The 12,477-nt window shown below is 64.0% G+C and carries 15 protein-coding genes; 7 read left to right on the forward strand and 8 right to left on the reverse strand.

Translation table 11 applies throughout. The features are described from left to right. Positions 1-10 precede the first annotated feature (10 nt). Together NKI69_RS22775 and NKI69_RS22780 are read right to left on the reverse strand one after the other, a co-directional pair. The gene (locus NKI69_RS22775; RefSeq protein ID WP_352676978.1) at positions 11-1,585 is read right to left on the reverse strand and encodes an alkaline phosphatase D family protein; all 1,575 of its coding nucleotides are present in this window, start codon (positions 1,583-1,585) and stop codon (positions 11-13) included. A gap of 180 nt (positions 1,586-1,765) precedes the next feature. Continuing rightward, positions 1,766-3,049 (reverse strand): MFS transporter, encoded by a 1,284-nt coding sequence (locus NKI69_RS22780; RefSeq protein WP_352676976.1) that lies wholly within the window; start codon positions 3,047-3,049, stop codon positions 1,766-1,768. 72 nt (positions 3,050-3,121) lie between these two features. Here NKI69_RS22780 and NKI69_RS22785 point away from each other — a divergent pair, with 72 nt between their 5' ends. Both NKI69_RS22785 and NKI69_RS22790 read left to right on the forward strand, forming a co-directional pair. Then, complete coding sequence (locus NKI69_RS22785) at positions 3,122-3,739, forward strand: TetR/AcrR family transcriptional regulator (RefSeq protein ID WP_023811722.1); 618 nt, start codon at positions 3,122-3,124, stop codon at positions 3,737-3,739. 45 nt (positions 3,740-3,784) lie between these two features. After that, positions 3,785-4,378 (forward strand): hypothetical protein, encoded by a 594-nt coding sequence (locus NKI69_RS22790; protein ID WP_023811721.1) that lies wholly within the window; start codon positions 3,785-3,787, stop codon positions 4,376-4,378. Positions 4,379-4,698: 320 nt separating this feature from the next. Here NKI69_RS22790 and ppa read toward each other — a convergent pair whose 3' ends face one another. From ppa to NKI69_RS22820, 6 genes are all read right to left on the reverse strand, one after another. Next, positions 4,699-5,232: an inorganic diphosphatase gene (ppa, locus tag NKI69_RS22795; RefSeq protein WP_013528997.1), complete on the reverse strand. Its 534-nt coding sequence runs from the start codon at positions 5,230-5,232 to the stop codon at positions 4,699-4,701. A gap of 113 nt (positions 5,233-5,345) precedes the next feature. Then, complete coding sequence (locus NKI69_RS22800) at positions 5,346-5,852, reverse strand: GNAT family N-acetyltransferase (protein ID WP_023811720.1); 507 nt, start codon at positions 5,850-5,852, stop codon at positions 5,346-5,348. A 117-nt stretch (positions 5,853-5,969) separates the two neighbouring features. Further along, positions 5,970-6,608: a TPM domain-containing protein gene (locus NKI69_RS22805; RefSeq protein WP_352722566.1), complete on the reverse strand. Its 639-nt coding sequence runs from the start codon at positions 6,606-6,608 to the stop codon at positions 5,970-5,972. An 8-nt stretch (positions 6,609-6,616) separates the two neighbouring features. Further along, positions 6,617-7,498, reverse strand: a complete 882-nt coding sequence (locus tag NKI69_RS22810) for a TPM domain-containing protein (RefSeq protein WP_023811718.1) — start codon at positions 7,496-7,498, stop codon at positions 6,617-6,619. Between the two features lie 4 nt (positions 7,499-7,502). After that, a complete protein-coding gene (locus NKI69_RS22815; RefSeq protein ID WP_031213429.1) occupies positions 7,503-8,318 on the reverse strand; it encodes a TPM domain-containing protein in 816 nt (271 codons plus the stop codon). A 200-nt stretch (positions 8,319-8,518) separates the two neighbouring features. Continuing rightward, the gene (locus NKI69_RS22820) at positions 8,519-9,157 is read right to left on the reverse strand and encodes a LemA family protein (protein WP_023811716.1); all 639 of its coding nucleotides are present in this window, start codon (positions 9,155-9,157) and stop codon (positions 8,519-8,521) included. A gap of 162 nt (positions 9,158-9,319) precedes the next feature. Here NKI69_RS22820 and NKI69_RS22825 point away from each other — a divergent pair, with 162 nt between their 5' ends. The 5 genes from NKI69_RS22825 (at position 9,320) to NKI69_RS22845 (ending at position 12,460) form a co-directional block, all read left to right on the forward strand. Next, positions 9,320-9,571, forward strand: a complete 252-nt coding sequence (locus NKI69_RS22825; protein ID WP_023811715.1) for a hypothetical protein — start codon at positions 9,320-9,322, stop codon at positions 9,569-9,571. Positions 9,572-9,584: 13 nt separating this feature from the next. Beyond that, complete coding sequence (gene pdxY / locus NKI69_RS22830) at positions 9,585-10,469, forward strand: pyridoxal kinase PdxY (RefSeq protein WP_023811714.1); 885 nt, start codon at positions 9,585-9,587, stop codon at positions 10,467-10,469. Further along, entirely contained in the window at positions 10,466-11,236 is a 771-nt protein-coding gene (locus tag NKI69_RS22835; RefSeq protein WP_023811713.1) for a DUF429 domain-containing protein, read from the forward strand. The genes pdxY and NKI69_RS22835 overlap by 4 nt, the downstream gene beginning before the upstream one ends. A gap of 148 nt (positions 11,237-11,384) precedes the next feature. Next, positions 11,385-12,029 carry a carbonic anhydrase gene (locus tag NKI69_RS22840; RefSeq protein WP_023811712.1) on the forward strand — a complete coding sequence of 215 codons (645 nt, stop codon included), beginning with the start codon at positions 11,385-11,387 and terminating at the stop codon, positions 12,027-12,029. Beyond that, a complete protein-coding gene (locus NKI69_RS22845) occupies positions 12,026-12,460 on the forward strand; it encodes a hypothetical protein (protein WP_023811711.1) in 435 nt (144 codons plus the stop codon). The genes NKI69_RS22840 and NKI69_RS22845 overlap by 4 nt, the downstream gene beginning before the upstream one ends. Positions 12,461-12,477 lie beyond the last annotated feature (17 nt).

Below are 12,477 nucleotides of genomic sequence, written 5' to 3' on the forward strand. Positions count from 1 at the left end.
GAAAGCGCGCTTATGCCGAGCGGACCGGGTCGAGCGTCACCTTGTAGAGTTCGTTGTCGTCGCGATCCATCAGCCGCACCGTCATCTGCTCGCTGGCGCCTGAGATATCGACCAGCCCGAAGAATTGCAGACCGGCCGAGGGCGGCAGGTTCTGTCCCTGTTCGGCGGTCGGCGCCTTGATGAACTTCAGCTCCGGACCGAACGTCATGTCGAAATCGTTGGGACCGAACGTGCCGGCATGGATCGGACCTGAGACGAATTCCCAGAACGGATTGAACTCCTGGAACTGCGCCTTGTCCGGGTTGTAATAATGCGCGGCCGTGTAATGCACGTCGGCGGTGAGCCAGACGGTGTTGCTGATGCCGGCATTCTTTATGAAGCGCAGCAGGTCGGCGATCTCGAGCTCGCGCCCTTTTGGCAAGCCATTGTCGCCATTGCTGACCGCCTCGGCGCCGACCTTCTTGGCGCCGTCGTCCCACACGATGAGGCCGAGCGGCATGTCGGCGGCGATGATTTTCCAGGTCGCCTTCGAATTCGCCAGTTCGCGCTTCAGCCATTTCGTCTGCTGTTCGCCGAGCATGCGCGATTGCGGCGTCATCTCATCCTGCATGTCGGGACCATTGGGGCCGCGATAGGAGCGCATGTCGAGGAAGAACACGTCGAGCAGCGGCCCATAAGCGATCTTGCGATAGACGCGGCCGGGCTCGGAAGGTTCGTAGCGGATCGTCGTCATCTCGTGGAAAGCCCGCGCCGCGCGGGCCGCCAGCACGTGGATGGATTTTTCCGTGTAGCGGCTGTCGGCGCTGAGATCCTTGGAATCCGACCAGTTGTTCAGCACTTCATGGTCGTCCCACTGGTAGAAAGTCGGGCAGATGGCGCTCAGGCCGAGCACGTTCCTGTCCATCATGTTGTATTTCCACTGGTCCCGGTATTCATCCAGCGTCTCGGCGACTTTGCGCTTGCCGTCGATCAGCACGACGTTCTTCCACTTGCCGCCGCCGGGCAGGTCGACCTCGTCCTTCATGGCGCCGTCGGCATAGATGGTGTCGCCCGAATGCAGGAAGAAGTCGGGCGTGTGCTTGCCGATCGTGGCGTAAGTCTTCATGCCGGTCTCGTCGATGCCCCAGCCCTGGCCGGCGGTGTCGCCGGACCAGGCAAAGCGGATGTCGCGCTTCGAGGCTGGCGCCGTCCTGAAACGGCCGGTGATCGGCTCCGAAACGGCGTTGATGTCGGCGAGATCGGCCGATGTCATGCGGTAGAAGATATCCTGATCGGAAGCGAGGTCGGTGAGCAGCCGCTTGACCGTGTAATCGCTGGCCGGCGACGTATCGAGCGGCGCCAGGCGTGTCGCATTGGCGAAATTCTCCGTTGACGACACTTCGAACATGACGCGCGACGGGCGATCGGTGCGCGTCCACACCATGCCGCTGGTTGCGTCGACATCGCCGGACTGAACGCCATGGGTGAAGGAAGGCCGCTGATTGGCACGCGAATAGTAGGGCAGCGCCAGGCTGGAAACGCCGGCCAGGCCAACGGCGCCGGCGGAAGTGACAAAAGCGCGGCGGGTCATCGAAAGCTTGTTCATGGCTGTCTCCTGGATGGCTTGAACGGTGCCACCAAAATCCAGCGTCAATGTTTCAGGCGCATATCGGGATGATGAAGGTTTTCTGACGATTAACAGGCGGGTGGGCGTTTGCGCGGACGGCAAAGCTGCCGATCTCCCCCACGAGGGGGGAGATTGCAGCTTGGCCGGTAGCGCCTCTCCCTAAGCCGCTTGCGGCTCCGGATCGAACGCCGGCTTGCTGGTGTTGATCAGGAGCGAGATACAGGCGGCGGCGATTGCCGTCATGCCGGCGATCAGGAACGCCAGTTCGTAATTGCCCTGCAACTCGCGCATGGTGCCGCCAAAGGCGGCGGCAGCGGCCGCACCGATCTGGTGCCCGGCGACGATCCAGCCGAACACGATCGGCCCGCTGCGGTCGCCGAACGCCTCGTTGGCGAGCCGCAGCGTCGGCGGCACGGTGGCGATCCAGTCGAGACCATAGAGCACAGCGAAGATGATCAAGCTGGTCGCCGAGAAGCCGGAATAGGGCAGATAGATCAGCGACAGGCCACGAATGCCATAATAGACGCCGAGCAGCTTACGCGGATCGAAGCGGTCGGTGAGCCAGCCCGACAACGTCGTGCCGATCAGGTCGAAAATGCCCATCATCGACAGCAGACCGGCGGCCTGCACTTCGCCGATGCCCATGTCGCCGCAGAACGCGATAAGATGCGTGCCGACCAGCCCGTTGGTGGTGAAGCCGCAGACGAAGAAGGTGGCGAACAGATACCAGAACACCCGCGTGCCGGCGGCACGGCGCAGCGTCGAGAACGTATGCGCAAGAAAATTGCCCTGTGACGCAGGCGGAGTGGGCGGCACGTCGTCAGCCTCGGCGCCGTAGCGCACCATGCCGATCGATGCCGGCCGCTCCGGCACCAGCAGCCAGACCAGCGGTATCAGGGCAGCGGTCGCGATCGCGACCGCGATGACAACCGGCTGCCAGCCGCCCGACTGCGCCAGAGCGGCGATCAGCGGCAGGAACACCAGCATGCCCGAGGCGCTGGAAGCCGACATCAATCCCATGACAAGGCCGCGATTGGTCTTGAACCAGCGGTTGACGATGGTCGCGCCGAGCACGCTGGCGACAGCGCCGGAACCAATGCCCGAGAACACGCCCCAAGTGATGAACAAATGCCACGGCTTGGTCATCAGCAAGCTGAGCGCCGTGGAGCCCGACATCACCACCAGCGAGGCCAGCAATGTGCGGCGCAGCCCGATGCGCTCCATCAGGGCCGCGGCAAATGGCCCCGTCAGGCCGTAAAGCAGGATGCCGACACCTGCGGCCAGCGAGATGATGTCGCGCCGCCAGCCGAAACTGGTCTCCAGCGGCAGCATCATGACAGAGGGAGCGGACCGCAGACCGGCCGCGACCAGCAGGCTAAGGAAGATGACGCCGACCACGACGAAAGCGTAGCGCTGGCCAAATGGGCGGGATTGAGCTATCATGTTACTGACCGGTACGTTGCAGGTGGAGTATGTATACGTACCGATCGGTAACATTGTCAATCGAGCCACACGATGCCAACGGACAAAAATATTGATCTGACCATCAGCGACGGTCATGCGTCGGCGCCGCCGAAAGCAGCCAAGAAGATCCTCGATGTGGCCTATGACCTGTTCTACCGGCGCGGCATCAGGGCGATAGGCGTCGACGAGATCGTCAAACGTGCCGGCGTCACCAAGCCCAGCCTCTATCGCAGCTTTCCGTCCAAGGATGAACTGGCCGCCTCCTATCTCAGGCAGTACGATCTTGAATATTGGGAGCGTTTCGACGAGGCGGTCGCCGCTCATCCCGGCGAGCCGCGCGCACAGATCAAGGCTTTTCTGACCCGCATCGGCAAGCGCACGCAAGTGGCGGATTATCGCGGCTGCGGCATGACCAATGCGGCGGTCGAATATCCCGACCACAGCCATCCGGCCCGCGTGGTCAGCGAGGCCAACAAGCAGGAACTGCGCCGCCGGCTGCGCGCCATGGCGGCCGCGATGGGCGCGCAAGACCCTGACACGCTCGGCGACGGCCTGCTGCTGCTGATCGAGGGCGCCTATATCAGCGGCCAGCTGTTCGGGCTCGGCGGCCCGGCCCAGGCGGTTGCCCGCAATGCCGACCTGCTGATTGAAGCGAGCTTGAAGAAATAGCGTTTGACGCTACGCTGCAGCGGCTTGCAACGGAGATTGACCGCCATGCGTGCCATTCTGATCCCGCTTGTTCTGGTCGGTCTCGGTCAGGCGGCGCAAGCCGACGGCATTTCCAGCGCCTACACCGATCTGGATTCGAAAACGGACTGCGTGACCTACGCGCAGGCAGAAGAAGGCGACGGCGACTGGGCCGAACTTGCCTGTTCGGGCTATCGCGGCTATCCCGTACTGATCGCCTATGACGACGCGCGTGAATCGCTGTTCTACGGCTTTCCGCCCGGCGGCGACATGACGACGGTCTGGGAAAGCTTTTCCGGCTTCAATTCGTCCGGAGCCAAGATCGAATGGCGCATCGAAACCAAGGGCGACACGGCAGTGCCCTATGCCGCCATCCATCGCCGCTCGATCAGCAATCCCGAGGACGAGAAAAAGCCGACCGAGGTGCTGCTCGTCGCCAAGGTCGGCCAGATGGACGCCCGCGACGGCTGCACCGTCGGCCTGGTGCTGGCCACGGGCAATCCCACCGCCAACGATCAGGCGCGCAAGCTTGCCGACGGCAAGGCACGGACCTTCGCCTGTGGCAAGGACAGGCGCACTGTCATCGGCAACGTGCCGGCTTTCGGCCGGGTGGATAACTAGATCAGTTGCTTAGCACGGAACTTCTGCCACATGCAGGTCGCACACGTTGGGATTGACCGAACGCCTTTGACTTCGTCATCCACGGGCGCAGCAAGGAGCGTAGCGACGCAGCGCAGACCCGAGGGTCCATGCCGCGACATCAACACCGCCGCAGCGGCGCAGAATTTTGTCCCGCCGCTCACGTCACCGAGCGTCACGGCATGGATACCAGGGTCTCCGCGACGCCGCTTCGCGGCTGCTCCGCCCTGGTATGACGAAGTCGCGGGGCCTCGCGAGGCCTAGGCCCTGCGAGGTTGATGCTCCGCAGAGCCTAAGCCCAGCTACTTGCTCGCCTTGGCCCGCTCGATCGCGTCGACGATCATCTTCTTGGCATATTTGGAATCGTGCCAGCCTTCGATCTTGACCCATTTGCCGGGCTCGAGATCCTTGTAGTGCTCGAAGAAGTGCTGCACCTGCTGGCGCGTGATGTCGGGCAGCTGGGTGTATTCGGTAACGTTCTCGTAGCGCAGCGTCAGTTTCGGCGACGGCACGGCGATGATCTTCTCATCCTGGCCGGCATTGTCTTCCATGATCAGCACGCCGATAGGCCTGACGTTGATGACGCAGCCCGGCACCAGGGCGCGCGTGTTGCAGACCAGCACGTCGATCGGATCGCCGTCGCCCGACAGCGTGTGCGGCACGAAGCCGTAATTGCCGGGGTAGCGCATCGAGGTGTGCAGGAAGCGGTCGACGAACAGCGTGCCGGCTTCCTTGTCCATCTCATACTTGATCGGCTCGCCGCCGATCGGCACCTCGATGATGACGTTGACGTCCTCAGGCGGGTTCTTTCCGCTGGCTATGGCTTCGATGCGCATGGCTTAAATCCCTCTCTCGATGGACGATCGATAGCGGGCGGCGCGCCATGGTGCAATGCGGCGAATGGTGCTGGGTGCGATCGGAAGAGGCGGGCGGCCGAAAAGCCGGGCTGTCATTCCCAGACGAAAGCGACCTTCTTGAGCGCCTTCTGCTCGAATATCTCGACGCCTTCCGCAACGTCGCGGCCGCCGGCGCCGGCATAGAAGGCAAGCGCGTTCTGGTTGTCCTCCAGCGCCCACACCACCATGCCTTTCAACCCGTGATCGGCCAGACGCGCCCTGGCTGCCGCGAACAGGCGGCTGCCGAGCCCGATGCCCTGATATTCCGGGCGCAGGTACAATTCGTAGATTTCGCCTTGCTGGCGCAATTCGCGGGCGCGGTTCTTGCCGATCGTCGCATAGCCGGCGATCTTGCCGCCGATCTCGACCACCAGGACGGTGGCGGCGCGGCGAATCGCATTCGCCCACCAGTCGGTGCCGCGGCGGTTGATCATCGATGTCAGGGTACGGTGCGGAATGATGCCGGAATAGGCGCCGCGCCAGGCCTCCAGATGCACCTCGGCGATGGCACTGGCATCGCGCGGGTCGGCTTTCCGGATGTCGATCGTCAGCGTATTCATGATTTGTTAACCATAAACCCGCATCGCCCGATTGCAAGAGTCCCGGCGGCCCGCCGGCTGCTTTCTCACAGGCGGTCACCACCTAAGACAGGGCCCTCGAAGCTTCACTGGAAGGACTCAGATTTCGACCAAATGGTCGTCGAGTTCGTTGCTGTCGCCCACTGTGACCGGGAAATGCTCGGCCAGTACCGCACCCACCTGCTCGATCGCCTTGACGAAGCCGTCGGCAAGCCGGTCGTCGCCGGCATGCGCGGTCAAGTCGCGCACGACACCGTCCCAGACATGCTGGCCGACCTTGGCGTCGATGCCCGAATCGGCGACCACTTCGGCATAGCGCTCGGCGATCGAGACGAAGACCAGCACGCCGGTGCGCGCCGTGGTGCGGTGGACGTTGCGGGCAAGGAACTGCTTGACCGCGTTGGCGTGCGCCGCCTGGTAGCGCAGCCGCCTCGGCACCAGATGGATGCGCAGGCCGGGCAGCGCCCACAACAAGGCCAGCACGCAGGCAAGCGCCAGGAGCTGGGCGAGGACGAAATGCGGCAGCCGGATCGACAGCCACCAGGCCTCCAGACCGTAGCCGACCGCCAGGCTGACGATCGGCATGCACACGGTCGCCATGAAGGCGGCCGGGAAGAAATAGCCGTCGCTGGCATGGGCCACGACGCAGTAGATCTCGCCGTCGGTTTCCTCCTCGGCGCCGCGGATCGCGGTTGCGATGCGCTCATGATCCTGCGGGCTGATTGGTCGTGTTGCCATGATATGTCTCACCAGCTTCCTGAAGAACCGCCACCACCCGATGAGCCGCCGCCACCGGAAAACCCGCCACCGCCGCTTGATCCCGAAGACCAACCACCACCGGAGCTGCCCGACGACCAGCCGCCCGAAGACGAACCCGTTGTCCAGCCGCTGCTGCCCGAGTACCCGCTCGGCCCACGGCCGTAACGAAACGTCATGCCCAGCCATCTGTACACGCCCGGCGACAGCTTCGTGCCGAACATCGGCGGCAGGAACGCCATCGCCAACCCGCCGAAAAACATCGTTGCCCACAGGATCAGGAACACGGCAACGATCGGATCGATGGGCGTGCCGCCATCGGCGGGATTGCGCTTGCCTCGCGCTTCCAGTTCTTCGGGATTGCCCTCCAGTACCATGACCATGTCATCGACGGCTTTGCTGATGCCGCCGGAGAAGTCCCCGGCGCGGAAGGCCGGCACCATGTCGTTTTCGATGATCAGCTTGGTGTGCAGGTCGGTCAGCGTACCTTCCAGCCCATAACCGACCTCGATGCGCATCTTGCGGTCGTTCGGGGCAACCAGCAGGAGCACGCCATTGTTCTCGCCCGCCTGGCCAAGTTTCCAGAAGCGGAACAGGCGGTTGGCGTAGGGCTCGATCTCCTCGCCATCGAGGCTGGGGATCGTCGCGACGACGATCTGATCGGAACCTTTTGTCTCGAAGTCGGCAAGCTTCCGCGTCAGCGCCGCCTTGGTCGCGGCATCGATGATGCCGGCATTGTCGACGACACGGCCGGTCAGCGCCGGCAGGTCGGCCGCGTGGGCCATGACACAGGAGAACAGCACGACCGCGGCAATCAGGACGGCCGAGGCGAGGCGGTCGCGTTTCGACAGGCCGATGCTGGGTATCGTCATGCCATCACCAGCTTCCCGACGAGCCGCCGCCGCCGGACGAACCGCCGCCGCCGGAAAAGCCTCCACCGCTGCTTGACCCCGAAGACCAGCCGCCGCTGGAACTTCCCGACGACCAGCCACCACGGGAGGATCGCCGGCTTGGCTCGAAGGTCATGCCGAGCCAGCGGTAGCGGCCGGGACCGAGCTTCTGGCCGAAGATCGGCGGCAGCACGGAAACCGCGATGCTGCCGAAGAAGATGATCGCCCAGATGCTGATGAAGACGGCGAAGAACAGGTCGTCGGACTCGAAAGGCGCCTGCTGGTTGCGTTCGCCGCGCGCCTCCAACTCCTCCGGATTGCCTTCCAGCACCATAACCATATCATCGACGGCCTTGCTGATACCGCCGGAGAAATCGCCGGCGCGGAAGGCCGGCACCATGTCGTTTTCGATGATCAGCTTGGTATGCAGGTCGGTCAGCGTACCTTCCAGCCCATAACCGACTTCGATGCGCATCTTGCGGTCGTTCGGGGCCACCAGCAGCAGCACGCCGTTGTTTTCCTTCGCCTGGCCGAGCTTCCAGAAGCGGAACAGCCGGTTGGCGTAAGGCTCGATCTCCTCGCCGTCGAGGCTCGGGATCGTCGCGACGACGATCTGGTCGGAGCCTTTTGTCTCGAAGTCGGCGAGCTTCCGCGTCAGCGCCGCCTTGGTCGCGGCATCGAGGATGCCGGCATTGTCGACGACACGGCCGGTCAGGACGGGGAGATCGGCGGCGATGGCGAGTGGCAGGAAGAGGAAGCTGAGAATGACAGCCAAGAATGTCAGGCTGGCGTTTCTTGGCACCCCCCTCTGTCCTGCCGGACATCTCCCCCGCAAGGGGGGAGATTGGCTGTCTTCACTGACGGCTCTTTTCCTGTGATGTTGAAAATTGGCCAATCCGCCAAAGCAGCCGATCTCCCCCCTTGCGGGGGAGATGTCCGGCAGGACAGAGGGGGGTGTGAAGGAACACAAGGTCGACAATGACCAAGCTCACCATGCGTCCTTCACCCGCCCTGCTTCGTGCCGAAATCGACCTTCGGCGGCTGCATCTTGTCTTCGGCGACGGTGAAATTGGCAAAGGGCTCGTTGCCGCGGAACCAGAAGGTCGCCCACAGCACCGAGGGAAAGGTCCTCAGCGTCAGATTGTAGTCCCTGACCGCCTGGATGTAGTCGCGCCGCGACACCGCGATGCGGTTCTCGGTGCCTTCGAGCTGGGCTTGCAGCGCCAGGAAATTCTGATTGGCCTTGAGGTCGGGATAGGCCTCCGAGACCGCGATCAGCCGCGACAGCGCGCTGGTCAGCCCCGCCTGGGCATCCTGAAACTTCTTGAGGGCTTCGGGATCCTTCAGCGTTTCCGGTGTTACCGTGATCTGCGTTGCCTTGGCGCGTGCCTCGACCACCGCGTCGAGCGTATCCTTTTCGTGCGAGGCATAACCCTTCACCGTCTCGACCAGGTTGGGGATGAGGTCGGCGCGGCGCTGATACTGGTTCAGCACCTCGCTCCATGCCGCCCTGGCGTTTTCTTCCGCTGTGGGGATGGTGTTGTAGCCGCAGCCGGCAAGCAGCGGCAGCACGATCGCCATCATCAGGAAGGCGGGCAGCGTGCGGAACGTGGACGGCGAGGCAAGGCGCTGGGCAAACATGATGGGGTCCCTCGGTAGAAGTTGCACGCGAAGCATTACCACAATCAGCGCGCAAGAAAACCGCCCGGGCCGGCAGCCCTCGCCTGGCATGCCCAATGCCGCTGCAAGGCTCTGTGATTGGCCGTACGAACGCGATAAGGTCCTGCAAAACGGGACATCATCATGGCGGAGCGCCAGGACAGCGAGAAGGAATCGCGCCGTATCCTCGAGCGCATTGCGCACGAGACGGATCCGGCCGGCAACTCGTTTGTATCGCGGGCCGCGAAAGGCATGCACGATCACGTCACGGCGGCCGATGCCGATCGTGCCGATCCGATCGAGGTCTGGGGCACCCGCTTTGGCCGCACGCTCGGCCTGCTGCTGGCGCTGGGCCTGATGGTCTGGCTCGTGCTTTACGTCATCCGGGGCAGTTAGGAATCAAACGACAATGAGCGCCGAACAAACCGACGCGCCGCGTGCGGTCATCGTCATTTCCAGCCATGTCGCGCGCGGCTCGGTCGGCAACCGTGCCGCCGTCTTTGCGCTGGAGACCCTGGGTTTCCCTGTCTGGGCGGTGCCGACCGTCATCCTGCCCTGGCATCCCGGCCATGGACGGGCAACGCGCATCGTGCCGCCGCTCGACCAGTTCAAGGCGCTGATGGCCGATCTCGAGCGGGCACCATGGCTGGGTGAGGTCGGCGCCGTGTTGTCCGGCTATCTCGGCGAGGCCGGCCAGGCCGAGGCCGTCGCCTCGCTGGTCGCCGCGGTGAAAGCAAGGACGCCCGGCGCCGTCTATATCTGCGATCCGGTGATGGGTGATTCGGGCGGCCTCTACGTGCCCGAGCCCACCGCCATCGCCATGCGCGACCGGCTGATGCCGATCGCCGACATAGCCACCCCCAACCGCTACGAACTGGAATGGATGGCCGGCGCCGCGTTGCCCGACCTGAAATCGGCGATCGCGGCAGCGCTCCACGCCGGACCATCGACCATGCTGGTCACCTCGGCGCCGTCGATGATGATGGGCGGCACCGGCAATCTGCTGCTCGATAGCAGCCAGGCGCTGCTCGCCGAACATCGCCTGATCGACAAGCCGCCGAATGGCCTGGGCGACCTGACGGCGGCCGTCTATCTGGCACGCATCCTGTCCGGCCAGCCGCCGATCAAGGCGCTGCAATCGACGACGGCGGCGGTCTACGAGATCCTGGCGCGCACCGCCAAGCGCGGCGGCGACGAACTGCAGCTCGAAACCGATGCGCAGAGCCTGTCGCATCCGATGGCGATGGTCCAGCTTCGCCACCTCACGCATCCGGGGCGGGGCCGCCGGGCGTGACGTCGACTGAGGCCGTGCTTGTCGGCGTCGACGGCTGCAAGGCCGGCTGGATCGCCGTCCGGCGCGCTTCTGGCATGGCACCGTCGGTCGGTGTCTTTGCAACCTTCACTGCCCTGCTCGCATCGCTTCCCACAGATACTGTCATCGCTGTCGACATGCCGATCGGCCTGCCCGAGTTGTCGGGCAAGGGCGGTCGCGGCCCCGAAGCGCTGGTGCGGCCGCTGCTCGGGGCACGCCAATCCAGCGTCTTCTCGATCCCCTCCCGCGCCGCGCTCTATGCCGATACCGGCGACTTCACCACCATTGAAGCCTGGTATGCCGCTCACATCCGCGCAAGCGAAGTGGCCATGACCACATCCGACCCGCCGCGTGGCGTCTCGATCCAGGCCTTCGGCATTTTTGCCAAGATTCGCGAGATCGACGCCCTGCTGATCGCGCGACCCGATCTGCGCGGCCGCGTCTACGAATCGCATCCGGAAGTCGCTTTCTGCCGCTTGAACGGCGATCAGGCCATGCAACTGCCGAAGAAGATCAAGGGCAGCATCAATCCGGCCGGCATGGCGGAACGCAAGGCTCTGCTTTGCCGGCATGGCTATGAGACGGGCTTTCTCGACCAGCCGCCACCGCGCGGCGCAGCAGCCGATGATTTCCTCGACGCGGCCGCAATGATGCTGATCGCCGGTCGCATCGCCAGCGGTGAGGCACGGCCGCTGCCCGACCCGCCGGGCCGCGACAGCTTTGGCATTCCTGTCGCCATCTGGGCGTAACGCTGTTGGCCAAGGTTGCGCTCGATGCATGGCATTTCTAGCCAGCCCTCATAATTCTGCATTGCTCGCGACCGGCTTTTGCCGCTAGAGCCTCTCTAGACCGCAACGAGCTGCCGCATCCAACCCGGAAAGGCTCCAGACGCCGCCCATGTCCCATCTCCCTGAACATCTTCTCGCCGGCTACCGCAATTTCATGAATGGCCGCTATCTCACAGAGAGCGGGCGCTATCGCGATCTCGCTCGGGAAGGCCAGGCGCCGGAGACGATGATCGTCGCGTGCTGCGATTCGCGTTCGGCGCCCGAGGCGATCTTCGACGCCGGGCCCGGCGAACTCTTCGTGCTGCGCAATGTCGGCAATCTGGTGCCGCCCTATGCTCCCGACGGCGAGTTCCATTCGACCTCGGCGGCGCTTGAATTCGCCGTGCAGAGCCTCAAGGTCAAGAACATCGTCGTCATGGGCCATGGCCGCTGCGGCGGCATCCGTGCAGCGCTCGACACCAACTCCGCGCCGCTGTCGCCGGGCGACTTCATCGGCAAGTGGATGAGCCTGATCGCGCCGGCGGCCGAAACCGTCTCCTCCAGCACCTTCATGACCGCGTCGGAGCGCCAGACCGCGCTGGAGCGCATCTCGATCCGCTATTCCATCGCCAACCTCAGAACCTTTCCCTGCGTCTCGATTCTCGAGGGCAAGGGGCGACTGTCGCTGCATGGGGCCTGGTTCGACATCTCGACCGGCGAACTCTGGACGATGAACAAGGAGACCGGCGATTTCGAACGGCCGGAGCTGGGATGAACACAGCGGCGCGCAAGGTGGTGAACATCAGGTCGATCGTTTTGACGGCGGCCGCGCTGCTGGTAGCGATTATTGCCGCCCGCGCCGATGATCGTGCCCTCATCAGCCGCTGGTATTCGGCGCTGCTGGTCGCCGACCGCACCGAACTGTCCGACCTGCTCGCCGACGATGTCCGCATCAAGCTGGACGACCTCGGCATCGTGCAAAGCAAGCAGGAATTCATCGCTTCGATCGACGAGTGGAAAGGTGCGGTTGCCGGTGCGGCAATCCGGCACAGGGTCGAGAAAAGCGAAGGCGGCGTCACCACGGTGGTCGCCTGCTACGATTTCCCCAACAACGACATGCTGATGCACGAAACCTTCGCGGTAAGCGACAACCGCATCACCGCCAGTTCGCAAGCCACGATCGCCGAGAACTGCGACGGCTTCTGAGGCCGATATCGGCCAAA

This window comes from Mesorhizobium sp. M0491 (assembly GCF_040321265.1).
GTDB lineage: Bacteria > Pseudomonadota > Alphaproteobacteria > Rhizobiales > Rhizobiaceae > Mesorhizobium.